The following is a 23,452-nucleotide window of genomic DNA, read 5'->3' on the forward strand; positions in this document are numbered from 1 at the left end:
TTAACCGTTTTACAAACCCGTGTTGGCCCGTCAACCCCGGCCGGGTTGTTCCGTGGTCTAATCCCCCCCCGGGTGGGCCCTTTTTTAACCCCCCCGCGTTTAACAAAGGCGCACAGCAGTTTCTAGCGAGGGTTCTCAGCTCCGACAGCCTGCGTAATCGACGAGAAGCCTGCCGCGCGCACGCGCTTGGCGATGCCTTTGTGGATGCTGCGAGCCCAGAACGGTCCGCCGTAGATGAAGCCGGTGTATCCCTGCACCAGCGTCGCGCCGGCGAGGATCCGTTCCCACGCCTGATCGGCCGTCTCGATACCGCCGACCGAGATGATGGTCATCTTGTCGCCCACTCGGGCGTACAGGCGCCGAAGTACCTCGAGCGAGCGCTCGGCAACCGGTGCGCCGGACAGCCCGCCCGCGCCGAGTGCAGCTACCTCGGCGTCCGGGGTCTTCAAACCGTCGCGTCGGATCGTGGTGTTGGTCGCGACGATTCCGGCAAGTCCGAGTTCGACGGCCAGATCGGCGACGGCGTCGACGTCGTCGTCGGAGAGATCGGGAGCGATCTTCACCAGTACCGGCACGCTGACGGTATCGAGCACGGCCTGCAGGATCGGGCGCAGTGATTCGACGGCCTGTAGATCACGGAGTCCGGGTGTGTTCGGCGAGCTGACATTCACGACCATGAAGTCGGCCAGCGGTCCGAGAAGCTGCGCGCTGGCGGTGTAGTCGGCAGCGGCGTCGGCGGCTTCGACGATCTTGGTCTTGCCGATGTTGGCGCCGATCGGCACCGTGACGCGGCGCTGCCGGAGGAAGTTGGCTGCATGACCGGCGCCGTGGTTGTTGAAGCCCATCCGGTTGATCAGAGCGTGATCGGCCGGAAGTCGGAACAGACGCGGCGCGGGGTTACCGGGCTGAGCCTGGGCCGTCACCGTTCCGACCTCGGCGAAACCGAAGCCCAACGGGCCCCAGGCGTCGACTCCGGTGGCGTCCTTGTCGAATCCGGCCGCCAGACCGAGAGGTGCGGGGAACGTCAGACCGAAAGCCTGACTGCGCAATACCGGGTCGTCGACGACAAGAACTTTTGCGACCAGCCAGCGAAGGGGAGCGAACCGTGTCACCAGTTTCATCGCGGTGAAGGCAATGTGGTGGATGCGTTCCGGTGGTACCCGGAACATCAGGCTCAGCAGCAGTTGGTACACGATTCTCCAGCTCTTCGGTGGTGTGATGTTGTCAGCGGCTTCGACAGCGGCGGGCCCTGGTCGTCTGTTGGACGATCAGTGCTGAATGCCGTCCGGATCGGTCACGTGCAGCGGCGTCTTCTTGCGCTTGAGAAGCACACGTCGGCTGCCGTCGGGATAGAGACGAACACGGGAGAGTTCCCAACCGCCGAACTCGGCGGAGATCGCCAGGCGCATCGACGCCGTGACCCGCGAAACATTCGGCGGTAGCCGGAGTGGCACGTAGTCGAACTTGTCGTCCGACGTTTCCCACTGCGCGGGGATCCCGCGCGCACGCTTTTCCATCAGTTCTCCCGTGACGGGATGACCTGCAGCCCGTCACCGGTTGCCGATCCGACGATCAGATTGCCGTTGGAAGAGTCTACGGCCAACGAATTCGGCTGTCGCACCGTCTTGAACCGTCCGGTCTCCACAGGGATGCCGGACGACAGGTCGAAGCCGACTACCTCGTTGGTTGCGGTCAGCGTGACCCACACTCGATCCGCGGTCTCGTCGTAGGCAACGGCGTACGGCGACTCGCCGACGGGGTAGCGCTGGTGCATCAGGAGCGGATCGGCAGTGAAGACGAGCAGTTCGTTGCCGGTGGTGTCGGTGACAAGGATGCGTCCGAAGCGATCGGTGGCCAGGTGGGTCGCACCCTCACCGGCACGGAGTGCAACGCCGAGTTTGCCGTCTTCGAGGTTGATCGCCGTCAGCGAGGTCTGACGGTGATCGAGGGCGCTCAGGTTGTCGCCGGTCACCGCGAGTTCGTCCACGGATGCGAATCCCGAAACCTTCTGTGACTGATCGGTCTTAGGGTCGACGATGTGAACTGAACCATTGTCCGTACCGATCGCGATGCGGCCGTCGGTGAGTTCGACCGCGGAGTTCGTCTGGCCGTCGACCGGGATGGAAGTCTGTTCGCCCGAAGTCAGTTTCAGCTTCACTACCTGGCGATCCATTGACAGCAGTGCGTTGCCGTCAGCGGCGATCGAGACGTCGCGTACGTCCGAATTCAGGGTGATCGGACGACCTGTCGAGGCCGGGTCGGCGCCGGACAGGCCGTCCGCAGGAACGACCAGCACCGAGCGTGGGTTGTCGGCGACCAGGACAGCGCTGCGCGTGATCGGGTCGAATGTGATGGAATCGATCAGACCTGAATACGGGTGAACCACGCCGTCCGGGGTGCTGGTGGTGGCCGGCGAGACCGCGGCCGTTGCGGGATCGATCGTGATGAGGTCGTCACCGCCATCTCCGGAAGAACATCCTGTGACCAGCAGAACCGCCGCTCCCATTGCTGCTGCAGTGGTGCGGATCCCTAGGCGAGCCATGTGTAGTTCCTCTTTTTCTTGTCATCTGTTCTTCACGCAGTGCGACTGTCATCGATCATCCCTGATCGCAGTCGGGCGCCGTTCATCGCGTCGAGGAACTACCGACCATTCCGCTCACACCCTTGACGCGATACCGTACGAACAGCGATTGCGGTTAACGCTGCAATCACCGAGGAGATCATTGTGATTCCCACAGAACCCACCGATTCCGGCGCGCAGTCGCCCGAACCGGTGCGGCCGGGCTTCGAGATCGAGGACCTCACCGTCGGCGCTCACGCACACGGTTTCGGCAGGTCCGACGGTCGAACTTTCGCGTTTCGCGTACGCAAGAGCGTGTTGTTCGTCGAGGTTTACGGCGAATACTGCGAGCACAGTGTGCCGACCCCGTCGGATGTCATCGCTACGGCCGAGCGATCGGTGACCGATATCGATCTGACGGACGAGCGAAGCATCGCCGGTGTGGTCCGCGACGCAGTTCTGTCGACGGAGACTGATTGGTCACAGCCCATTCCCGGTGACGGAGTTCGTGAGGGCGACGGTCGCAGCCTGCCGACGGTGAGAGCCGTCCTCAACAGGCTGGGATCGATCATCGATTCTGTTCGGTGAATTCTCGGCGCGGGATCACCAGGGTTGCTCCGGTCTTCGGATGTGGGAACACCTCGACCGGATAACCGTAGACGCGGGTCAGAAGTTCTTCGTGCAACACCGATTCCGGGGGACCGTCAGCGGCGATCCGTCCATTTTCGAGCACGACGATCCGATCCGCGTACGCCGCTGCCAACGCGAGATCGTGCAACACGACGACGACGGCATCGCCGTCCGCAGCGCGGGCGCGAGCCACGGACATCACTGCCTCCTGGTGTCCGAGATCGAGTGCTGCCGTCGGTTCGTCCAGCAGGATGGTCGACGTCTCCTGCGCCAGTACCCGCGCAAGTGCGACTCGCGCCTGCTCGCCACCGGACAGCACGGCAAACGGCCGATTGGCGAACCCTTCGACATCGCAGGTCTTCATCGCCGCGGTGATGGCAGCGCCGTCGCGGTCTTCTCGGCGAGTTCCGGCCCACGGTGCGCGTCCCATGCGAACGACCTGGCGAGCACTGAACGAAAATCCGATGGTGTGTTTCTGGGGGAGCACCGCGCGTCGGCGCGCCATGTCGATCGGTGACCACTGTGTGAGGTCGGTGCCGCCGACCTCAACCCGCCCGGCGATGACAGGCTGATCACCGGCCAACGCCGCAAGAAGTGTCGACTTACCGGCGCCGTTCGGTCCGACGAGGACGACGACTTCTCCGGCCCGAACTTCGAGGGACACACCTTCGAGAATGTGCCGACCACCGCGCTCGACAGTGATGTCGCGCGCCTCGAGGGTGACATCACCGACGCCAGGGCTCTCCGGTTCGGGGGTGACGCGGCCGAAGAATTCGCGCCAGTTTCGGACGAGGCTGCTCATGCCCACCCGCCCTGTTGTGCGCGAGTGCGTCGGAGAAGCCAGAAGAAGAACGGTCCACCCACCAGAGCGGTCAGCATTCCGAGTGGCAGGTCCGCGTTGTCGATCAGCGACCGCGAGCCGAGGTCTGCGACCAGCAGAACCAGTGCGCCGGCGAGGGCGCTCGCGGGAATCAGCGCGCGGTGGCCAGGTCCGACGAGAATGCGCATCAGGTGCGGAACAACCAGACCGACGAAGAGGATGATGCCGGTGAAGGCCACACTCGCCGAGACCAGGAGAGCGACGATCAGAACCGCGAACTGGCGAAGCCGTTCGACGTTGACGCCCAGGTGACGGGCCGCGTGTTCACCGAGCGCCAGCAGGTCGAGACGCGGGGCGATCATCATGGTCGCGGCGATCCCGACGACGGTCATCGGGGCCACGATCAGGACTGCGTTCCAGGAAGCGCCGTTGAGTGAGCCGAGTTGCCAGAACACGATCTGATCGCGAGCAGACGGGCTGGCGACAAAGGTGAAGAAGGCGATGAGACCGCCGGCGAACGCGTTGATCGCAACGCCGGTCAGCACCAGCGTCACCACTTCGGTTCTGCCCTCGTGCCGAGCGAGCAGATACACCGCAGCTGTGGTCACCAGTCCGGCGACGAACGCGGCGGCAGCTACAGCCCAGCCGGCCACGAACGTGCCGCCGACGACGATGACAGCGCTCGCGCCGACCGCCGCACCCGCGGACACCCCGATCACTCCGGGCTCGGCCAGCGGATTGGAGAACACACCTTGCAGAAGCGCACCGGAACATCCCAGCGCCGCGCCGACACAGATGGCGAGCACGACGCGGGGGAAACGAACCTCCCACAAGGTCACTTCACCGCTGGGATGGGCGGGCATCGGACCGAGATCGAGCCCGATGCGGTGCAGGATGCTGCCCAAAACCTCGAGTGGTGACGTCGGAACCTGACCGATGCACGCCGACAGCACTGCGACGATCACCAAAGCGAGAGACAAGCTGATCAGAACTGCACTCACCCGCGACCGCGACGCGGGGCGAGATGCCGACTTGTCGGCGCCCTTGACCTCGTGTGAATCCTCGGCTGCGGACCCAGTCTTACCTGCGTCGGAACTATCTGTTTCTGTACTCACGAATCAGCACTCACAAATCTCTGCTCACGATCCACCGGGCTCGTAGATCGCTTCGGCAAGTGCCGCCATGACACGTCCGGTGTTCGGCCCGAAGCTGAGCAACACTCCGTCCTCCATGTCGACTACTCGTTTGTTCTTTCCGGCCGGTGTCTGAGCAATGCCAGGGACCTTTTCGAGGCCGTCGATACCGCCGATCGACGCCAACCCGTCCGTCATCATGAGCAGGGCGTCCGGCGCGGCGGCGATGAGCGCCTCGCTGGTGATGGGCACGAACTGTTGTGCGATGCCCGAGGCGGTTCCTGCATCGGTGGCGCCGAGTGCCTCGATCAAGGAATCGGCTCCGGACCCTTCACCGCCGATCATGGTGATGGCCGATCCGCGCATGTAGAGGAACGCGATCTTCAGCGGATCGCCCTCGGCGGGGACCAGATCACGAGCTCCAGCGATTTCCGATTCGGTCCGATCGACCAGCGCCGCGCCCTGGGCGGGGACGCCGAGCGCGTCGGCGACGGCCTGGAGTTGCCCCGGCACACCCTCGAGTGTTCGGGTGGGATCGAAGAAGACGACTGGAACACCGGCGGCGCGCAACTGATCCTGGACGCTCTTGGGCCCGATACTCGTGTCGGTGAGAACCACGGTGGGATCGAGGTCGAGGATCGCCTCGGTGTTGAGCGATTGGCCGCCGACCGTGACAACCGGAACGTCTGCGACTGCGGGGAACTTGGCTGCAGTGTCGCGGCCGACAAGATTGTCACCGAGGCCGAGCGCCACCGTCGTCGTCGCGAGCGTCCCGTAGCGGTCGGCCGCAACGATCCGGCTGTTGTCGGTGATGGTCACGTCGACGCCGTCGAAGCTCTTCACCGTCACGGGCAGTGTCGCGGTCGGGTTGTCGGAGACGGGAACCGGGCTGGAATCTTCGAGTACCGCGGTCCGGGCACCCTGAGATGTCGTGGAATTGTCGCTGGACCCGCAAGCCACCAAACCGAAACCGGCTGCTGCGACCAGCGCCGCCGCGGCCAAGCGCTTCATCATTTGACGAGGTAGCTCTCGATGTCGCCTTCGAGGTCGGCGAACAGGTCGCCGTTGAGGCGGTACGCCAGATTCACCTCGTCGATGAAACGCTGCTGTTCCTCGGCAGGAATCTGCAGTGCATCCAGATTCGAGCGGTAGTCGTCCTTGAAGGGCTTCGGCTTGGGGATGCCTTCGAAGATGTAGAAGCGAAGTCCGTCGGTCTCGAATCCGTAGGCGCGTTCGAGCATGCGGCGGATGATCTGTCCGCCGGACAGATCGCCCATGTAGCGCAGGTAGTGGTGTGCGACGAACCCGGCGGGCCAGTCGAACGCCACCTCCTTCAGGCGGGCGATGTAGCGCTCGGTTGCCGGCAGTGCCACGAGTTCGTCGCGCCAGTTCGGTCCGCCGAGGAATTCGAGATCGGACTCGAGTGAAGCCACCCGCAGCAGATCCTCGGACAGGAACGGAGTGACCAACTCGTTGTCGGCGTGGGTGCGGCCGGCTTCTTCGAGGCTGGTGTAGACGAGGTAGGTCTGCCCCAGGAGAGCGGCATAGCCTGCGGTGGTCAGCTCACCGCCGAGCAGAGCACCCACGAAACGCGACTGCTCGGTCTCGCGGTGCGCAGCGTCCGTCTCGGTCTTGATTCGTTCGGAGAAGGCGGGGCCTGCGTCTGCGGAAAGGCTGTCTGCGTCGAGCGTGGTCATGGATTCTCCTGAGGCTGTAGTAAAGCGTTGCCTACTAGGTTAGCCTGCCCTCGCAAAGACGATACCTTCGGTATTTCGATCAGCGGGACGAACTAAGCGCTCACGTCGTCGAGAGCCGCGGCAATCGCTTTCGGAAGTTCCAATTCTTCGGTTGCCAGTACTCCTGTCAACTGGGCGAGATCACGCGTGCCGACGACGGCGCTGGCCACACCGGCGCGATCGCGCGCCCAGGCCAGTGCCACCGCCAGTGGGGAAGTACCCAGACCGTCGGCGGCGGTAACGACGGCGTCGACCACCCGGATCGAGGAATCGGTCAGGTAGCTCTGAACATCCTGTGAATGTGCTTCGTCGGCGCCGCGGGAATCGACGGGAATGCCGTCGCGGTATTTGCCGGTCAACACGCCGCCCGCGAGGGGTACGGCGGCGAACACTCCGACGCCGTGATGGGCGGCCGCTGCGAACAATTCCTCCTCGACGCCGCGTGCGAGCAGTGAGTACTCGGCCTGTGTCGCGGTAAGTTTTGTTGCGCCACCGGCTCCGACGGCCGTCGCCAGCTGCCAGCCGAGGTAACCGCGCACCCCGACATACCGCACCTTGCCGCTCGAGACCGCGTAGTCGAGGGTTGCTGCAACCTCGTCGACGGGCGTGAGCGGATCCCAGGTTGCGACCTGCCACATGTCGAGGAAGTCGGTTCCGAGTTCACGAAGAGTCGCGTCGAGTTGGCGGAGCAATCCGCGCCGCGAGCAGTCGACGCGGTCGGTGCCGATCGGAGTGGGATCGATGCCGGCGCTCGAGCTGATGATGAGTTCGTCACGCGGAACGACGTCGTCGAGCAACTCGGCGAGGATCCGTTGCGCCGCACCGGCGCCGTACGCGGGCGAGGTGTCGACCAAGGTTCCGCCGGCCTCGGCGAAGGCGAGCAGCTGCGCCGCAGCCTCGTCGCCGTCCGTGTCGCGTCCCCATGTCAGTGTGCCGAGCCCAAGTCGCGAGACCCGAAGTCCGCTCGTTCCGACAGATCTGTGCTTCATAACCGCCTGCATCTCGCGCCCGACTCGTGTGCGCAAGTGCGGCACCCGAGAGATCTCACCACGTGCAGACTAGTGGGCGCTCGCCGCGAGTCGGGGTATTCGGACACGGACGTGCCGGGCGCGGCGCGCTGCAGTGAGCACCGGTAGCGTGGCGCCGGTGAAACGTGAACCCGACACACGAAACCTGTGTGCAGTAACCCCATTCGAATCAGCCGGGATCGGTGAGTGATGGGCGAAGCGATGACCTGGCTCCAGGCCGTGATCCTGGGCCTCGTGCAGGGATTGACCGAGTTCCTGCCGATCTCGTCTTCCGGACATTTGCGAATCGTGTCGGAGATATTCTTCGGCAGTGACGCCGGTGCGTCCTTCACCGCGGTGACGCAGCTCGGCACCGAGCTGGCAGTGCTGATCTATTTTGCGCGCGACATCGTGAGGATCATCACTGCCTGGTTCCGGGGTGTGTTCAACGCCGAGCATCGGGGCGATCTCGACTACCGCATGGGTTGGTACGTCATCATCGGCACCATTCCAGTCGGCATTCTCGGGTTCTTCTTCAAGGACCAGATCCGTACCGGCGCACGCAATCTGTGGTTGATCGCCACAATGTTGATCGTGTTCGCGCTTGTCATCGCCGCTGCCGAGTACTACGGGCGCAAGACTCGGCCCATCGAAACCCTCACAGCGCGCGACGGCATCATCATGGGTTCGGCGCAGGCACTCGCGCTCATCCCGGGCGTCTCGCGCTCAGGTGGCACGATCAGCGCCGGTCTTTTCCTCGGGCTCACCCGTGAGGCCGCAGCCCGTTACTCGTTCCTCTTGGCGATTCCGGCAGTTCTCGCCTCCGGTTTGTTCAGCCTCCCGGATGCCTTCGAGCCGGCCGGTGAGGGTCTGAACGCGAGCGGTCCGCAGTTGCTGGTGGCAACCGTCATCGCCTTCGCGGTCGGTTACGCAGCGATCGCCTGGCTGCTTCGATTTGTTGTCGATCACTCCATGTACTGGTTCGTCGGATACAGAATCGCTCTCGGCGTAGTCGTCCTTGCGTTGCTGGCCACAGGGGTCGTGTCCGCGACATAGGGCCCGTTTCGACGTCGACCACCCGTCCGTGCGGCCACCGCCCCATTAGGGTTGTGGAATGACAGTTGTCCTACTGCGGCACGGGCGGTCGACGTCCAACACTGCCCATACCCTGGCCGGTCGAACGCCGGGTGTGGAACTCGACGATCACGGCCGGAAACAGGCCGAAGGCGTCGTCGATCGGCTGGTCGGTCTGGACATCGCGGAGATCGTCCGCTCGCCGCTGTTGCGGTGCGAGCAGACGGTCGGCCCCATTGCCGTCGACCGTGGTCTGACGCCGCTGGTGGAGGATCGCCTCATCGAGGTCGACTACGGAGACTGGACGGGCCGCCCTCTCAAGGAACTGCTGGAGGAACCGCTCTGGAAAGTGGTGCAGCGCCACGCTTCCGGTGCCGTGTTCCCGGGCGGTGAAGGACTGGCCCAGGTCCAGGCGCGAGCCGTTGCCGCGATCCGCGAGCACGACGCACGGCTGGCCGAAGAACACGGCAAAGACGTCGTCTGGATCGCGTGCACGCACGGCGACGTCATCAAATCGGTTCTCGCCGATGCGTTTGCGATGCACCTCGATTCGTTCCAGCGCATCGTCGCCGAGCCCGCTTCGGTCAGCGTGATTCGGTACACGGCCACTCTGCCGTTCGTACTGAGGGTCAACGACACCGGAGACGTGCTCGCAGCGATCGGTGCAGCGAAGGCCGCGACCAACGGCTCGGCTCCTGCACAGGAGTCCGTCCCCGGCGGAGAGGTCGGTGCGTGAGCTGTGACGGATAATGGGTACTCAGTGATGTTCTGCTCGAACTCGAGGAGGTGCAATGTCGCGCGCGATTCACGTATTTCGCACTCCTGACCGATTTGTCGCAGGGACGGTGGGCGAACCCGGTGACAGGTCTTTCTATCTCCAGGCCGTGCACGAAGCACGGGTGGTGAGTGTGTTGCTCGAGAAGCAGCAGGTTCAGGTCCTTGCCGACCGCATGGGCCTACTCCTCGAAGAGGTACATCGCCGGTTCGGAACCGAGGTTCCGCCGCAAGCCGACGACGTCTCCGATCTCAGCCCGTTGGTCACTCCGCTCGACGCGGAGTTCCGGGTGGGCACGATGGGACTCGGCTGGGACGCCGATGCCGGCGCGGTCGTCGTGGAGTTGCTTGCCGTCAGCGAGACGGAGTTCGACGAATCGGTTGTCCTCGACGACGCCGACGACGGTCCGGACGCGGTCCGTGTGTTTCTGACACCTGAGCAAGCGCGCGAATTTTCGCTGCGGTCCGAACGCGTCATCGCGGCGGGACGCGCGCCGTGCCCGCTGTGTGGTGAACCGTTGGCACCCGAGGGGCACGTCTGCATCCGCACCAACGGCTACCGACGCGGCGAGTCCTTCGGTTTTGCGATCGACGACGCAGACGACGACGAGGTCTGACGTCGTGGCCGAACCTGGAGTGCCGGACGTTCTGCTCGAGGGTGATCTGACTCTGATCGGTCAGATCACCACGGCGAGCAACGCCACGCTGGTGTGCGAGTCGACTCTGGGGGAGCAGTCCACCCGTGTGGTCTACAAGCCGGTGCGTGGGGAACGCCCCCTGTGGGATTTCCCGGACGGCACTCTGGCGGGGCGTGAGGTCGCGTCGTACCGAGTGTCCGAGGCGCTGGGCTGGGGAGTGATTCCGCGAACAGTGTTGCGGGACGGTCCTTTCGGGCCAGGAATGGTGCAGCGGTGGATCGACACCGTCGATCGCCGCGCGGACGGATCGGGCGGCCTCGAGATGGTCGACCTGTGCAGTCCCGGCAATGTCCCACCCGGGTGGTTCGAGGTTCTGCAGGCCTTCGACTCGGAGGGCGAACCCGTCTCCCTCATCCATGCGGACGATCCGCGGCTGCAACGAATGGCCGTTCTGGACGTCCTCATCAACAATGCCGACCGCAAGGGCGGTCACGCCCTCGAGGGCGTCGACGGCTCGGTGTACGGGGTTGATCACGGAATCTGTCTTCACTCGGAGAACAAGCTGCGGACCGTGTTGTGGGGGTGGGCCGGGCAGCCAGTACCGGGCGCCTTGATTACCGACGTCGCCGAACTCGCGACAACTCTCGACGGGGATCTGGGCGACGAGTTGTCCGAACTGATCACCGAGGAAGAGATCGTGGCTTTGGCGGTGCGGGCGATGCAGTTCGCAGAGTCCGCTGTGATGCCCGAACCGAACGGCCATCGAACGATTCCCTGGCCGGCTTTCTAGTCTCGAGACGTTTCCTGCTGTTCGCGAGTTGCGGTCTTCAATCCGGGTGAGCGAACCAATCGCAGTAGTTGTTCTCGCAGCGCGGCGACATCCCCGACCCCGACGGTCAATGCCGCATCTTCCTTCTCGAGCGTCAGCAGTCGCTCGTACGTCTGGCGGCCGGCGTCGGTTATCGCGATCACGCGCCGACGCTCGTCCCGCGGATCGGTGTCTCGGGTGACGTGCCCCGCTCGTTCGAGACGGTCGATCGTGCGACTCATCGTCTGATCGGTGACCCGGGCGTTCTTCGCGATATCGCGTTGCGACGCGGGTCCACCAGCGATCGAATGGAGCACGATCAGGCCCGCGTGAGTCATGTCCTGAGACCGCAGAACCTTCTCCCACGAGTGCTCTACCAGGCGTGCAGCGGTGGACAACAGTCGGCCGGTGGGCCAGTCGTCCAGGCCGTCGCTGCTCATGTTTTTGCCTTCCGTTTGCAATTACTCAGCATGCTGAACAAAATAGTCGGCAAGTCCTCATCTGTTGCCGATCTCTGGAGACCCAGTGAGCACACCAGTACAAAATCGTCCTGTTCGTCGCCTTCGATGGATTGTGCCAGCTCTCCTCGTGATCGGCTGGCTGGCAATCGGAGGGTTCGGGGGGCCGTTCGCCGGAAAGCTCAGCACGGTGCAGCAGAACGACAACACCTCGTTCCTGCCCGCCTCGGCCGAAGCCACCGAGGTCGCGAAGCTTCAAGAGAGCTTCACGGACACACGCTTCGTGCCGGCCATCATCGTGGCGGAACGATCAGGTGGACTCGAGCCCTCGGACTCCACCTTCCTGTCCCAGACCGTCGATTCATTCGTCGGTACCGAGGGGTTCGGGGACGCGTCATCGCCGCCGATCCCGTCAGCCGACGGCCAGGCACTGCAAATGTTTTTGCCGGTCGACAGCACGCTCGAGGTCAAGGACAGCGTGAAAGCGCTGCGCACGGCGCTGGAATCGAGCCCTGATGGACTCACGGTCAAGGTCACCGGACCCGCGGGACAGGTTGCGGATCTTTCGGCAGCATTCGCAGGCATCGACGGATTGCTGTTGTTGGTCGCCGGGTCCGTCGTGATCTTGATTCTGATCGTCGTCTACCGGAGCCCGATCCTGCCGTTCGTCGTGATCTTCTCGGCGATCTTCGCCCTCGGTCTGTCGAGCTTGCTCGTATATCTGCTCGCGGACGCAGACGTCATCGCCTTGAACGGTCAGAGCCAGGGCATTTTGTTCATCCTCGTGTTCGGCGCCGCCACCGACTACGCGCTGCTCCTGGTCTCGCGCTACCGCGAAGAGTTGCGGATCAAGAAGGACAAGTACGCGGCGATGCGTACCGCGTGGCGCGCGACGCTCGAACCCGTCGCAGCGTCCGCCGGAACGGTCATCGCGGGCGTTCTGTGCCTGTTGCTTTCCGACCTGAACTCCAACCGCGGACTCGGTCCGGTGGCTGCCATCGGAATTGCCGCGTCCTTCCTCGCGTCGATGACGTTCCTACCGGCAGTGCTGGTGTTGTTCGGGCGAACTGCCTACTGGCCGACCAAGCCGAAGTTCGACGCCGACCGCGAGCACCACGACGAGGCGAACGATCACCGGTTCTGGGCCGGGCTCGCTGCTCGAATCGGTAGGCATCCGCGCCGCTTCTGGGTGGCGTCGACGCTGGTGTTGGTGATCTTCGCGCTGATGATGCCGCAGTTCAAGGCCAGCGGTGTCTCTTCGTCCGACATCTTCTTGCTCGACGTCGATTCGGTTGCAGGCCAGGAGATTCTCGGTGAGCACTTCGACGCCGGTTCAGGGTCGCCGGCCGTGGTGATCGCCAATGCCGACCAGGTCGATGCAGTCGCGGCAGCAAGTCGCGTCGACGGTGTCAGTGATGTGAGTGTCGTCCAGAACGGGGGATCACCTCTGGTTGTCGACGGACGAGTCTCCCTGCAGGCGACGCTGACTGACGCTGCCGACTCACTCGCGGCCGAAGACACGATCGTCCGTCTACGTGATGCAGTTCACGCCGTGGACGGCGCCGACGCACTGGTGGGTGGCGTCACAGCGACCGATCTCGACACGAAGACCACCTCGACTCGTGACCGAACTCTCATCATTCCGGTGGTGATCATCGTGGTGTTCGTCATTCTTTCGCTCCTGCTGCGTTCGCTTCTGGCGCCGTTGCTCCTCATGGGCACCGTTGTGCTCTCGTTTGCTGCGACACTGGGCATTTCGTCGCTGGTGTTCGACCACGTCTTCGGCTTCCCCGGCGCGGATCCGGTGGTTCCGCTGTTCGCATTCGTGTTCCTCGTGGCGCTGGGAATCGACTACAACATCTTCCTCATGACGAGGGTGCGGGAGGAAGCGCTGAAGATCGGCACTCGCGCGGGTGCTCTGCGGGGGCTCACAGTTACCGGCGGGGTGATCACTTCTGCCGGAGTTGTTCTGGCAGCAACCTTCTCGGCGTTGGCGGTGATCCCGCTGTTGTTCCTCGCGCAGATCGCGTTCATCGTGGCGTTCGGCGTCCTGCTCGACGCGCTGATCGTCCGATCTCTGCTGGTACCGGCCTTGACCTACGACATCGGTCAGAAGATCTGGTGGCCGAGCAAGCTCGCGTCGACGCCCGAACCGGAGCAGGATCAGCCAGCACCTTCCCAGCCTCAGAGCAGCCTCCACTAGGCTCGGCAGCATGCAGTCTTGGTCCGATACCGCACTCCCGTCCGTTCCCGGTCAGGGGCCGCCGTTGCGGCTGTACGACACAGCCGACCGTCAGGTTCGTCCCGTCACGCCGGGCAAGAAGGCGACGATGTACGTCTGCGGCATCACCCCGTACGACGCCACCCACCTCGGTCACGCGGCCACGTACCTCACGTTCGACCTCGTGAACCGCATCTGGCGTGACGCCGGACACGACGTCCACTACGTCCAGAACGTGACCGACGTGGACGACCCGCTGTTCGAGCGGGCCAATCGCGACGGCGAGGACTGGATGGTCCTCGGCATGCGTGAGACGGCACTCTTCCGTGAGGACATGGAAGCGTTGCGGGTACTACCGCCGAAGGACTACATCGGCGCCGTCGAGTCGGTGAACGAAGTAGTCGAGTTGGTGGAGAAGTTCGTGGCGTCCGGCGCCGCCTACGTCGTCGACGACGCCGAGTTCCCCGACGTCTACTTCCGCGCCGACGCGACCGAGCAGTTCGGTTACGAGTCGGGCTACGACCGCGCGACGATGGAGAAGTTCTTTGCCGAACGCGGCGGAGATCCCGATCGCGTCGGCAAGCGCAATCCGCTCGACGCACTCGTCTGGCGGGCGGAGCGTCCGGGCGAGCCCTCGTGGCCCTCGCCCTTCGGGCCGGGTCGCCCCGGTTGGCACATCGAATGCGCTGCCATTGCGCTCAACCGCATCGGCTCCGGCTTCGACGTCCAGGGCGGTGGCAGCGACCTGATCTTCCCGCACCACGAGTTCTCGGCTGCGCATGCCGAATCGGCGACGGGCGATCGCCGTTTCGCGCGGCACTACGTGCATACCGGCATGATCGGCCTCGACGGCGAGAAGATGTCGAAGAGTCGCGGAAACCTGGTCTTCGTCTCCAAGTTGCGCGGCGAGGGCGTGGACCCCGCAGCAATCCGACTCGGACTGCTCTCCGGCCACTACCGCCAGGATCGCGCGTGGACCGAACAGGTCCTCGAGGATGCTCAGTCGCGTCTTCAGGTGTGGCGGGAGGCAGCGGCCCTCGGTTCCGCACAGTCCGTCACCGACACCGTCGCACGGTTGCGTCAGCACCTGGCCGACGACCTCGACACCCCGAAGGCTCTCGACGCGCTCGACGGTTGGGCACGCCGCGCAATCGAAGGTGGCGGATCCGACGCACAGGCACCCGGCGAGTTCGCCGATGCCGTGGATGCGTTGCTGGGTATTTCGCTTCGCTGAAGTCCTGCTGTGCGCCTTTATTAACCGCGGGCGGTTAATAAAGGCGCACAGTGGTTTCTAGGCGTAGTCCAACGCACCCTCGGCTGGGGTCGGAACCCGGCGCCGCAGCGGCGAGCCCAGCGCCCGCGCCAGATCTGTTCCGTCGTGCTCGGCGAGCAACTCACCGTTCGACCACACCAGCAGCGCGGCGCTGACCGCCTGCTCGGCAGTGGAGTGCGCGAGGTCGTAGTGCGCACAGCCGGGGACGTCTGCGTACGTGATCCACAGGTCGTAGCCGGTCATGAAGAGATCCAGGTCGAACTGAACGCTCAAGCCGAGTAGCTCGCTGCGACCGTTGTCGTCGACACCGGCGAAGGCCTCGTCCAGTGCCAGTAGACGCGGGGCGTGTGGGTCGGCCGAGTCCAACATGACGTGCGCCGCGGCGAACAAAGGAAGGTGCAGCGAAACCGATTGCTCGCCACCGGACAGCGCGCTGTGCCGCGCGACGGTAAGGCGGTCTTCCTTGCCCTCACCGCTGATGAGGGTGAACGAGAACACACGCCACTGCCGGTAGTCGAGCGCCGAGGACAGGATCTCCGGGTACGAGCGTTCGGGGTGCGCGGCGCGGGCGGTGCGGATCTGGGTCGCGAAATGTGCTCGCAGAGTAGCGAGTTCATCGACGCCGAGGGCCGACGCATCTCGATCCAGCAGTTTGGAGATCGCCCGCGAGCTGTCGTCGAGGTTGTCGGCCAGCACCCAGTGAACGCCGATGGTGTTGCCCGAGGACATGCGACGCTCACGCATCTCGGTGCCCATCTGTGCGATCAACTCTCGTGCGTCGACGGTGCGCTCGTGGATCTGCTGAGCCAAACCGGTCAGCAGGGCATCTTCGAGAATGCGACGCTCGGATTCGGTGAGCAACTGCTCCTGATCGCCGCGAGCGTCGTGGATCCGTGTCGCGAATTCACCGATCGACGAATAGCCCTGATCGTCCTGCACACGTACGACGGTCAGTCCGTCCGGTGCATCCCACTGCAGGCGGTAGTCCTGTCCGGCGGCGGCGAGTTGCGCGTCGAAGTCCTGCAGCGCCGAGGTCAGTGCCGTGCGGGTTGCCTTGCGGGCGCCGTCGGTGACGCGGACCGCCGAGGTCGCAGCCTCGAGCGCTCGGTACAACTTGTCGACGTCTTCGGGGAGGACAGGCGGGTGGGCGGCGTCCTCGCTGCGATCTTCGTTCTGGATGCGGTAGACCAACTGATCGGGACTCATCCACGCCGCCGAACTGGCCGGCCAGCTCAGGTGCTCCTTGACGCCCAACAATTCCAGTAGATCCGGACGAGCGTAGGGCGCGAGTCGCTCTGCATCACTGCGGGTTTCGGTCAGGGTGTGACGCAACGTCTCGACAGCGGTGTTGTATGCACCCTCTGCCGTGCCGATCTGGAGGACTGCAGCGTCGTACGCCTTTCGCGCAGCACGCTGTTCGACCTTGCATTCTTCGATCTTTGCGCGCGCTTTTGCCAGGTCGAGATCGATCTGCTCGGCGCTGGCACCGAGAGTGTCGCGGAGCGTCTCGAGACGTTGCACCTGCTGGAGCAGACTCTCCTCGGCGATGGCGGCTTCTTCGGCGAATTCCTCGGCGTTGGCCCGTGATTCGTCGAGGCGGTCGCGGGACTCGCGCTCGAGTTCGACTTCCTTGGCGTGCTCGCGCCGGCAGCGCAGCGCCAGTTCACCCTGCTTCTCGAAGTGCCGGATCGCTGCGGCAAGGGAGTCCAGTTCACGGCCGACGTGCGGCGTCCGGTGCTGCGACGCCGTTGCCCGGAGTTGCTTTTCCTTCGCTGCGAGATCGGCGATCGCCGCGTCGAGTTCGCGTTGCGCAGTTTCGGTGGCCTCCGAGCGAGTGCGGAGGGCACCGGCTGATTCGGTGACGGTCTTGAGTGCGCGCAGGATCGAACCGGTCTTCGGCAATTCCTTTGCCGCAGAGTTGATCCGGCTCAGCTGCTCGTTGGTCTGCGTCACCAGTGCCTTGGCTGCATCGACTGCAGCCGCAAGCTCTTCCAGAGCCGCGTCGATCTCGGTGATCCGAGCTTCGCGTCGACGCGCCCGTGCTGTCGTACCGATGTACTCGGCGTCGGCCTTGACATGCCGGCCACGTGCGACGCCCTGCCAGAAGCGGCCGTCGACGCCGATCGCGACGCTTGCATCGGAGTCGCCCGGTGCCTCGACGAGACTGATCGACGCGAGAATGTCCTGCACCCGAGCGTCGGGTACGTCGGCATTGCCTTCGACCTCGAGGACGTCGGCCAGCGTTCGTCCCTTCGGGCGCTGCTTGACCGGAAGAGCGGTCAGGAACTGCTCGCTGACGTGCTCGGGAATCTTTTCGTCCGGGCAGACCCAGCCGTCCAGCAGATTTGCCGCCTGGAGTGCGGATTCGATACCTGTGGCCACGTCTGGTTCGACGGAATCGGCGAAGCGCACCAGCTGCCACAGCGGTGCACCACCCAGTTCACTGCGGTTGTCGGTGCGTGCGTGGAAGGCAGGCGGAGCGTCGTCGTGTTCCGCCGAGACGGCCTTGCGCTCGGATTTGAGAGCCGCGATGGAGGCGTGTGATGCCGAGATTTCCGCTTCTGCTTCGCGACGACGCTCGCGCAGCGTCTCGGTTCCGGCCTCGGTGTGCTCGGCGAGAACTGCGGACAGCGCCGGCGCGTCCTCGTCGCCGACCTCGGCGAGCGCTGCGTCGAGAGCCTCGAACAGCGACGTGTCGGCGCCGACAGCCGAGAACAGAGAGGAGTGATCGGTCCACCACGCGCGGAGCCCACTCGCGCACTGACTGCGTGCGAGTTCCACGGCAGCTTCGCCCTCGAGCACAGCCGCCTTGGACGCTTCGAGCAGCTCTTGTCCACGGCGAGAGCTGTTTTCGGCCCGGGTTCGTTCGGTCGCCGCCTTCTCGACGGTCGCCAGTGCGGTGCGGACGACGCGTACGTCACCGTCACGCTCCTCGGCATGGCCACGGACGGCTGCCGTGATCTGGTCGCTGCGTGAGCCGTCGGGCAGGGGAGTCCAGACGATGCCGGCGTCCTCGGCTGCAGCCTGCAGTTCGTCCTCGGCGCGCGAGAGTGCTTCGGCCGCACGCTTGACCGACGATGCGGCCTTGTCGGCTTCGTCGCCGCGTTGGGCGAGTGCGGCCTGCGCTTTTCGTGACTTGTCTGCTTGCTGCTCGGTCGAGAGCTTCAGCGTCGCGACGGCCTGGGCGAGATCGTCGAGTTGCTGCTTGCCTTCGTAGGCGCTCGAGCGTTGCAGTGCTTCGACATTGGCGCGCGCGTTCTCGAGTGCCTGCTCGGCCAGGTTGAAGCGTTCCTCGGCAGCTGCCCGTGCCTCGCGGCTGCGGGTCTGGGCGAGCGACGACTCGTCCATGGCGGCAACACCTCTGGTGACCGCTGCGAGGCGGGTGCTGACCTGTTCGATCTCTCCGCGGGACTGTTGACGCAGGTACTTGGTGTAGACCCCGATGAAACTCTGGGCTGCCTGATCGGCGGCCGCCAGCCCCTCGAGCGCCCGGCCGACCTCCTCCATGTCGCTGAACGAACGCGCAGCTTCGAGGACCAGCTGGTCGTCGAGCGGCCGGAGACCGTCGGTGAGCGCCTGCGAAAGGCCCTTCGGGTCAAGGTTCTTCGCGAGCTGGGGGCGGCGAAGCGTGAGAATGAGGTTGATCAGCTGGTCGTAACGCTGCACACCGAGACCGAACATCCGCGCATCGATCGCAGTGCGGTAGTCGAGGGGACGGTCGGTGATGGAATCGCTGCCGAGTTGTTCGGCCAACTGCTTCTTGGTCAGGGGACGATCGTCGTTGCCGATCAGCGAGAAATCGACCCCGACGCGGCCGTCGGCGACGAAGTACCAGCGAGTGACCTTGTCGTTGGTGCGTGTTGCACGCATGCCGATTCCCACGGTCACCGACTCGGGATCTTCGAGTGAGCCGCGGCAGAACTCCATCCACACGTAGGAGTGCGCGCTGTCCTGACCGCGGTAGAGCAGGTTGGACTTCATGGTGCGCTCTTCACCGGCGAACGGGTTGAGGCGCCGCGGTTCGATGCGGCCGTCGAAGACGAACGGGAACAGGACCTCGAGGGCCTTCGTCTTGCCGGATCCGTTGGGTCCTCGCAGAACCAGTCGACCGTCGGCGAACGAGAACTCTTGGTCTCGGTAATCCCAGAGGTTGATGATTCCAGCCCGAGTAGGTCGGAAGCGGGCGTTGCTCATACGTTCTCTACCTCTGATAGTTCGCCGTTGGGGGAAGGTTCGGGGCCGAATTCGTCGACCGGATCCGGTGCGGAGTTGTCCACCGCGAAGTCGATCTGAGGGTCGCGTTCGCGCACGGAGACCACGACGTCGCGGTACCGGGCCAACACGGGCAAGACCAGAACTCCGCCGTCGACCGCGTGCGTCAGTCGTAGACGTTGCAACAACCCGAGCGCCTGCTTGCGCAGTCCGTTGTGATCGGCCTGCCACTGTGCCGCGAAGGTTCGCCCGAACTGGTCCACCAACTCGGTGACCTTGTCGGCGAGCCAGTCGTCGTCGATTTTCGGGTACGTGACGGGTTCCGGTGGCTCGGCCGGTTCGCCGGCGGGCAGCACGAAGTCGTCGTCCTCGTCGGCGAGGTCCTCGAAGATTCCAGCCTCGGGGATGGCGGCATCGAGTTGTTCGATCAGGTGATCGTCCGACACGTGCGGGATCGGAAGTTTCGGCAGTTCGGGAGCGTCGACGTCGAGTACGCGGTCGGCAATCTCGCCGGCCAGGAGAAGTGCCACCTGAGCGATCGTCCCGGTGCTCGGGAAGCGGACGTCGGAGAGTCGACCGGTGGGATCGATCATCGCGATTCCCTCGGCGCGGCGCTCGGCCACCAACCCCGTCAGGAGTTCGACTTCCGACGCGGTCTTGGGCTGCGCCAACGCGATCAACTCGTGCTGATCGAGTTCGCCGGCCAGTACGACCGGGCGCTCGACGAGTGCCCGACGCACTCGGCGTCCGATCTCTTTCGCGTCCACGGGAATTCCGTCGTCCTCGGAGGCGCTCGAGGTCTCCGCCGCCAGTAGCCCTCGGATGGAGTGCAGGTGCTGCAGGGCGCGCGGCGGACGGAACAGGGCCACGACGACGGACCGATCGATGTCGTAGAGCGCTTCTCCCGCTTCGGGATTGGACGCCCAGCCGTTTGCGTCACCGTCGGCGAGGGCGATGGCGCCCCGGACGCCGAGCCACCCGACGGCATCGACGAAGGCGTCGCGGTCCGACGCACGATCGGTGGACAGTTCGACGCCGTCGACCTGCGCGGCGTCGGCCGCGACGTGATCGGCCAACTCCGACAACGTGATCTGGTTTCCGGCGCGGCCCAGAGCGGCCAGGCACAACGCCAGATAGGCGTAGCGCGTGCGATCGAAAGTTCGCTCGGAGGCAGTTCTGGCCGGTGCCGACGGGTTGAGCCGATCCGACACCGTGAACAGGCGCGCGGTGGTCTCCGTCACCTCGAGGCGGTATCCGAACAGCTCCAGTAAGTCGTCGCGCAGCTCGGTGGCCCAACGGCGCAAGAGCGGCAACGCAATTCGATCCGGGTACGTCGAGGTGATCAGGTGATTGGACAGAATCACGCGCGCCGCTCGTTGGTACGAATCGAGGGCAAGGGGCGTGATCTCGCGAGCTCTCATCGAACACTGACCTCGATACCGTCGAGATGCATACGTCCGCGGGCGGTCTTGATGGTGGTCGAACCGTCCGAGGGACTGAGCGTGAGCTTCACCCCGTTCTCGCTACCGGTGGAACTCTTGACGCGTCCCACCACCGGAACGCGCGCGGTCAGTGCTGCATTGAGCAGACTCAGCAAAACTTCGGTCTCCTGCTCGTTGAGTTCGCGTTGATAAACACCGTTCGACGCGAGAGATTGCGCGGCGGCGCTGCGGGTACGTTGCGCCGCCAACTGCTCTTCGCGCAGTCGGCGGATGCTGCCGTCGTTGCGGGCAACTTTGCTCGGCAGCCCGGGTGAGGGGGGCCGGCCGGTTTCGGCGAGTGTCCGCGCGATCTCCACCGGCGGTGCCTCCCACCACGAACGCGAGTGCGAAATGATGTCGGCGTCCGGATGCACCATCGACAGGTGGCGGGGTCGGCCGAGATCGAAGACAGCTTGAAACAGAGCGTGAGCTGCGTCTTCGGACGGGGTGGCGGCAAACCAACCGGCGAGGTGCCTGAGTTGGCTCTCACGGCTGACGCCGCCGCGACGGGTCTCCGTGACGCGGCGAAGGAGCGCCAGAACTGCGGCGATCGCACTCATCGTGCCTTCACGCAGGCGTTCGGACTCGCTGATCCCCGATTCCGCGGAGACGAACCAGGCGGTCAATCCTCGCCAACGCGCAGCCCAGTCGTCTTCGCGTTCGGCGATCGGGACGAACACCCGCTCGTCACTGGCGGCGGCGAGGCGGATCATGCGATCGACACCGGTGGATTCGACGTGCTCGATCGCTTCCTTGAGCTTCGGGGCGTAGCGCGCCAGATCGGAGCTGAACTCGCGCATGTGGGTGAGCAGAGCGTCCTTGTGCGTGAGGAAAGCCTGCGGAGTGATCTCCGTGGTCCGCACCAAGTCGCCGAGGGTCAGATAGAAGTGCGCGGCTCGATCGGCCATGTCGGAGAGCGTCGAGTCGAGGCGCTTGAGCTTGCGGAAGATCAGATCGCCGTCGGAGCTTCGGTTGGCTTCCGCGAGTTCGGACATGTCTGCGAGCAGGTCCGCCAGAGCGAGACGAGAGAGCGACGCCGAGTCCAGGCGTGCGGCAAGAACGTCCTCGACTGATCGATAGACCTGGTATCCGGCCTGACCGAACTGGTAGACAAAATGGCGATTCCGGTACTCGGCCAGCGTCGCCGCACGGGTGCCGTCGTAGCTGCGTTCGAGGATCTCCCACACGTGGAGCTGATCCAACAGGGGAGTGACCTCTGCTGCCGACAGATCGGCGGCCGGATCCGAGCCGCCGATCTTCTCGAGGATGTGCGCGACGGTTCCGGCATGCAGCAGCACGGTGTAGTTGGCCCGAGCATGGTCGAAGGCACGAAGCACCCAGAGGTACTCGGCCCGTTTTTCCGCGATCGTGAACGAAAACAGCTTCAGTCGATTGGTGTCGGCGTACGCGGCGTAATCGGGCGCACTCGTTTCTTCCACCATGACAGGGTAGGCGAGAGACGCCCCCTCTTTTTCCTACGGGCGATCCGTAGCAGGGGATGCGGCGCGTCGCCACTGTGATTCGTTCTCGATCATCCACGTGAGCAGGTGCTCGGCTGCCGCTTCGTCGGAGTCCGGGCCGACCAGAAGATCAGCGAACGCCTGGCTCGGCGCGACGATGCGGATGCCGTCGCGAGTGAGTAATCGATCGAATGCGGACGGTGAGAGGGGAGCGGTGATCCACACGTCACCGCCGGATTCCACACGTCGAAGGCCGAGAGCGTCGGCGAACTGGTCGACGTTGTCGGCATGGAAGTGCGCGCGTTGGGTGGGGGCGTACCGAGCAAAGGGCGCCGCGGCCACCGAGGCGGTACCGGCATAAATGTGACCGCTGAGCTGACGCAGTTGGTCGAAGAGTGCTTCCAACCCGTCCGGCGCGTGAAAGCCGTGAGGCGTTGGTGCTTTGGCCCCGGCCTCAGCCGCCCATTCACGAAGCATCTTCGGCCAGCGGACGTCGCCAATTCCGCCGCGGGGGAGACGCGTCACCAGTTCGCGATCCGAAAGTGTCTGAACCACCCGATAGGTTGCTCCCGTCGACGCACCGGCCAGGCGCACCAAGGCAGTGATCGCCAGTGGCGCCGCGAAATCGGCAAGCGCACGCACGACGCGAGCTGACGGATCGCCCGTCAGCTGTCCGGAAGGACGTCCGGGCCCCCGCCACGGATCGGCATCTGCTCCGCGTCCGCGAACCCAGACGGCGGGTCGATCTGCGGTCAACGACACGTTGCCCGTGGCATCTGCGTACGAGATCGCGTGGGAATCGAGCTGCCGGCGGACCGGCTCGGACAGATATTTTGCGCACACGAAGCCCGATTGACCGGTGGGGAAGCGGTCGGCAATACCGGGAACGTCGCTGCTCAGGACACCGTGAGCGGCGTACACGCCGAATTTGGCTACGGCGCCGTCAGGGGAGCGGAGGTCGAGGCGGAGCGGCGCCTCGGACAGGTCGGGGGAGCGCTGAGTCGACAAAGACCAGGTAGGAGGCAAATTTTCTTCGATGACGGCAACCGATCGCCGAAAAATGTCGATCGGCCGTTCCGGTTCCGACTCAGATTCGCTCATGTTCCAATGGTATCAATATCTGTCGCTGACGGAAACACACGATTTTCCGAATATGGCTCAACCGGT

20 protein-coding genes are annotated in these 23,452 nt (G+C 64.6%); 7 read left to right on the top strand and 13 right to left on the bottom strand.

Annotated features, from left to right (window positions below; genetic code table 11):
- Positions 1-122: 122 nt before the first annotated feature.
- From ACFWAD_RS12045 to ACFWAD_RS12055, 3 genes are all read right to left on the bottom strand, one after another.
- Positions 123-1,193, bottom strand: a complete 1,071-nt coding sequence (locus ACFWAD_RS12045; RefSeq protein WP_378544012.1) for a quinone-dependent dihydroorotate dehydrogenase — start codon at positions 1,191-1,193, stop codon at positions 123-125.
- Between the two features lie 75 nt (positions 1,194-1,268).
- Entirely contained in the window at positions 1,269-1,517 is a 249-nt protein-coding gene (locus tag ACFWAD_RS12050) for a DUF5703 family protein (RefSeq protein ID WP_007733391.1), read from the bottom strand.
- A complete protein-coding gene (locus ACFWAD_RS12055) occupies positions 1,517-2,542 on the bottom strand; it encodes a YncE family protein (protein ID WP_378544015.1) in 1,026 nt (341 codons plus the stop codon). The genes ACFWAD_RS12050 and ACFWAD_RS12055 overlap by 1 nt, the downstream gene beginning before the upstream one ends.
- Before the next feature lie 183 nt (positions 2,543-2,725).
- Between ACFWAD_RS12055 and ACFWAD_RS12060 the strand changes: the two genes are divergently transcribed.
- Positions 2,726-3,148: a hypothetical protein gene (locus tag ACFWAD_RS12060; protein WP_378544018.1), complete on the top strand. Its 423-nt coding sequence runs from the start codon at positions 2,726-2,728 to the stop codon at positions 3,146-3,148.
- On the opposite strand, the gene ACFWAD_RS12065 is transcribed toward ACFWAD_RS12060, so the two are convergent.
- From ACFWAD_RS12065 to ACFWAD_RS12085, 5 genes are all read right to left on the bottom strand, one after another.
- On the bottom strand, positions 3,129-3,992 hold the full coding sequence (locus tag ACFWAD_RS12065; protein ID WP_378544021.1) for a heme ABC transporter ATP-binding protein: 864 nt from the start codon (positions 3,990-3,992) through the stop codon (positions 3,129-3,131). The two genes, ACFWAD_RS12060 and ACFWAD_RS12065, sit on opposite strands and share 20 nt — an antisense overlap.
- Positions 3,989-5,011: a FecCD family ABC transporter permease gene (locus tag ACFWAD_RS12070; protein WP_378544591.1), complete on the bottom strand. Its 1,023-nt coding sequence runs from the start codon at positions 5,009-5,011 to the stop codon at positions 3,989-3,991. The genes ACFWAD_RS12065 and ACFWAD_RS12070 overlap by 4 nt, the downstream gene beginning before the upstream one ends.
- 138 nt (positions 5,012-5,149) lie before the next feature.
- On the bottom strand, positions 5,150-6,157 hold the full coding sequence (locus tag ACFWAD_RS12075; RefSeq protein ID WP_378544024.1) for a hemin ABC transporter substrate-binding protein: 1,008 nt from the start codon (positions 6,155-6,157) through the stop codon (positions 5,150-5,152).
- Positions 6,154-6,840 carry a heme oxygenase (biliverdin-producing) gene (locus tag ACFWAD_RS12080; protein ID WP_378532906.1) on the bottom strand — a complete coding sequence of 229 codons (687 nt, stop codon included), beginning with the start codon at positions 6,838-6,840 and terminating at the stop codon, positions 6,154-6,156. Before ACFWAD_RS12080 ends, ACFWAD_RS12075 begins: the two co-directional genes overlap by 4 nt.
- A gap of 92 nt (positions 6,841-6,932) precedes the next feature.
- The gene (locus tag ACFWAD_RS12085; RefSeq protein WP_378544026.1) at positions 6,933-7,868 is read right to left on the bottom strand and encodes an aldo/keto reductase; all 936 of its coding nucleotides are present in this window, start codon (positions 7,866-7,868) and stop codon (positions 6,933-6,935) included.
- Positions 7,869-8,096: 228 nt separating this feature from the next.
- Here ACFWAD_RS12085 and ACFWAD_RS12090 point away from each other — a divergent pair, with 228 nt between their 5' ends.
- From ACFWAD_RS12090 to ACFWAD_RS12105, 4 genes are read left to right on the top strand one after another with little or no spacing between them, the layout of a single operon-like run.
- Positions 8,097-8,942: an undecaprenyl-diphosphate phosphatase gene (locus ACFWAD_RS12090; protein ID WP_378446071.1), complete on the top strand. Its 846-nt coding sequence runs from the start codon at positions 8,097-8,099 to the stop codon at positions 8,940-8,942.
- Positions 8,943-9,000: 58 nt separating this feature from the next.
- A complete protein-coding gene (locus ACFWAD_RS12095) occupies positions 9,001-9,696 on the top strand; it encodes a histidine phosphatase family protein (RefSeq protein ID WP_378446070.1) in 696 nt (231 codons plus the stop codon).
- A gap of 55 nt (positions 9,697-9,751) precedes the next feature.
- Positions 9,752-10,351: a DUF3090 domain-containing protein gene (locus ACFWAD_RS12100; protein ID WP_030537532.1), complete on the top strand. Its 600-nt coding sequence runs from the start codon at positions 9,752-9,754 to the stop codon at positions 10,349-10,351.
- Between the two features lie 4 nt (positions 10,352-10,355).
- Entirely contained in the window at positions 10,356-11,162 is an 807-nt protein-coding gene (locus ACFWAD_RS12105) for an SCO1664 family protein (protein ID WP_378544029.1), read from the top strand.
- Here the strand turns inward: ACFWAD_RS12105 and ACFWAD_RS12110 are convergent.
- The gene (locus tag ACFWAD_RS12110; protein ID WP_378544032.1) at positions 11,159-11,620 is read right to left on the bottom strand and encodes a MarR family winged helix-turn-helix transcriptional regulator; all 462 of its coding nucleotides are present in this window, start codon (positions 11,618-11,620) and stop codon (positions 11,159-11,161) included. The genes ACFWAD_RS12105 and ACFWAD_RS12110 overlap by 4 nt on opposite strands.
- 133 nt (positions 11,621-11,753) lie before the next feature.
- On the opposite strand from ACFWAD_RS12110, the gene ACFWAD_RS12115 reads away from it, so the two are divergent.
- Complete coding sequence (locus tag ACFWAD_RS12115) at positions 11,754-13,841, top strand: MMPL family transporter (protein WP_378544035.1); 2,088 nt, start codon at positions 11,754-11,756, stop codon at positions 13,839-13,841.
- Between the two features lie 10 nt (positions 13,842-13,851).
- Positions 13,852-15,093, top strand: a complete 1,242-nt coding sequence (mshC, locus tag ACFWAD_RS12120) for a cysteine--1-D-myo-inosityl 2-amino-2-deoxy-alpha-D-glucopyranoside ligase (RefSeq protein ID WP_378532915.1) — start codon at positions 13,852-13,854, stop codon at positions 15,091-15,093.
- 57 nt (positions 15,094-15,150) lie between these two features.
- Here mshC and ACFWAD_RS12125 read toward each other — a convergent pair whose 3' ends face one another.
- Genes ACFWAD_RS12125 through ACFWAD_RS12140 form a run of 4 tightly spaced genes read right to left on the bottom strand, consistent with a single transcriptional unit; the run spans position 15,151 to position 23,386 of the window.
- On the bottom strand, positions 15,151-19,326 hold the full coding sequence (locus ACFWAD_RS12125) for a TIGR02680 family protein (protein ID WP_378544038.1): 4,176 nt from the start codon (positions 19,324-19,326) through the stop codon (positions 15,151-15,153).
- Positions 19,323-20,765, bottom strand: a complete 1,443-nt coding sequence (locus ACFWAD_RS12130; protein WP_378544041.1) for a TIGR02678 family protein — start codon at positions 20,763-20,765, stop codon at positions 19,323-19,325. The genes ACFWAD_RS12125 and ACFWAD_RS12130 overlap by 4 nt, the downstream gene beginning before the upstream one ends.
- Positions 20,762-22,267 carry a TIGR02677 family protein gene (locus ACFWAD_RS12135; protein WP_230815680.1) on the bottom strand — a complete coding sequence of 502 codons (1,506 nt, stop codon included), beginning with the start codon at positions 22,265-22,267 and terminating at the stop codon, positions 20,762-20,764. The genes ACFWAD_RS12130 and ACFWAD_RS12135 overlap by 4 nt, the downstream gene beginning before the upstream one ends.
- 33 nt (positions 22,268-22,300) lie before the next feature.
- On the bottom strand, positions 22,301-23,386 hold the full coding sequence (locus ACFWAD_RS12140) for a hypothetical protein (protein WP_230815679.1): 1,086 nt from the start codon (positions 23,384-23,386) through the stop codon (positions 22,301-22,303).
- Positions 23,387-23,452: the final 66 nt, after the last annotated feature.

Origin of the sequence: Rhodococcus sp. NPDC059969 (assembly GCF_042738325.1) — a bacterium.
Classification (GTDB): Bacteria; Actinomycetota; Actinomycetes; order Mycobacteriales; family Mycobacteriaceae; genus Rhodococcus_F.

Excerpts from the sequence above, each read along its gene's own strand:
- ACFWAD_RS12075 (WP_378544024.1), bottom strand. The coding sequence starts at position 6,157 with ATGATGAAGCGCTTGGCCGCGGCGGCGCTGGTCGCAGCAGCCGGTTTC.
- mshC (WP_378532915.1), top strand. The coding sequence starts at position 13,852 with ATGCAGTCTTGGTCCGATACCGCACTCCCGTCCGTTCCCGGTCAGGGG.
- ACFWAD_RS12065 (WP_378544021.1), bottom strand. The coding sequence starts at position 3,992 with ATGAGCAGCCTCGTCCGAAACTGGCGCGAATTCTTCGGCCGCGTCACC.
- ACFWAD_RS12100 (WP_030537532.1), top strand. The coding sequence starts at position 9,752 with ATGTCGCGCGCGATTCACGTATTTCGCACTCCTGACCGATTTGTCGCA.
- ACFWAD_RS12085 (WP_378544026.1), bottom strand. The coding sequence starts at position 7,868 with ATGAAGCACAGATCTGTCGGAACGAGCGGACTTCGGGTCTCGCGACTT.
- ACFWAD_RS12050 (WP_007733391.1), bottom strand. The coding sequence starts at position 1,517 with ATGGAAAAGCGTGCGCGCGGGATCCCCGCGCAGTGGGAAACGTCGGAC.
- ACFWAD_RS12055 (WP_378544015.1), bottom strand. The coding sequence starts at position 2,542 with ATGGCTCGCCTAGGGATCCGCACCACTGCAGCAGCAATGGGAGCGGCG.
- ACFWAD_RS12090 (WP_378446071.1), top strand. The coding sequence starts at position 8,097 with ATGGGCGAAGCGATGACCTGGCTCCAGGCCGTGATCCTGGGCCTCGTG.
- ACFWAD_RS12095 (WP_378446070.1), top strand. The coding sequence starts at position 9,001 with ATGACAGTTGTCCTACTGCGGCACGGGCGGTCGACGTCCAACACTGCC.
- ACFWAD_RS12130 (WP_378544041.1), bottom strand. The coding sequence starts at position 20,765 with ATGAGAGCTCGCGAGATCACGCCCCTTGCCCTCGATTCGTACCAACGA.
- ACFWAD_RS12110 (WP_378544032.1), bottom strand. The coding sequence starts at position 11,620 with ATGAGCAGCGACGGCCTGGACGACTGGCCCACCGGCCGACTGTTGTCC.
- ACFWAD_RS12135 (WP_230815680.1), bottom strand. The coding sequence starts at position 22,267 with ATGGTGGAAGAAACGAGTGCGCCCGATTACGCCGCGTACGCCGACACC.
- ACFWAD_RS12080 (WP_378532906.1), bottom strand. The coding sequence starts at position 6,840 with ATGACCACGCTCGACGCAGACAGCCTTTCCGCAGACGCAGGCCCCGCC.
- ACFWAD_RS12125 (WP_378544038.1), bottom strand. The coding sequence starts at position 19,326 with ATGAGCAACGCCCGCTTCCGACCTACTCGGGCTGGAATCATCAACCTC.
- ACFWAD_RS12140 (WP_230815679.1), bottom strand. The coding sequence starts at position 23,386 with ATGAGCGAATCTGAGTCGGAACCGGAACGGCCGATCGACATTTTTCGG.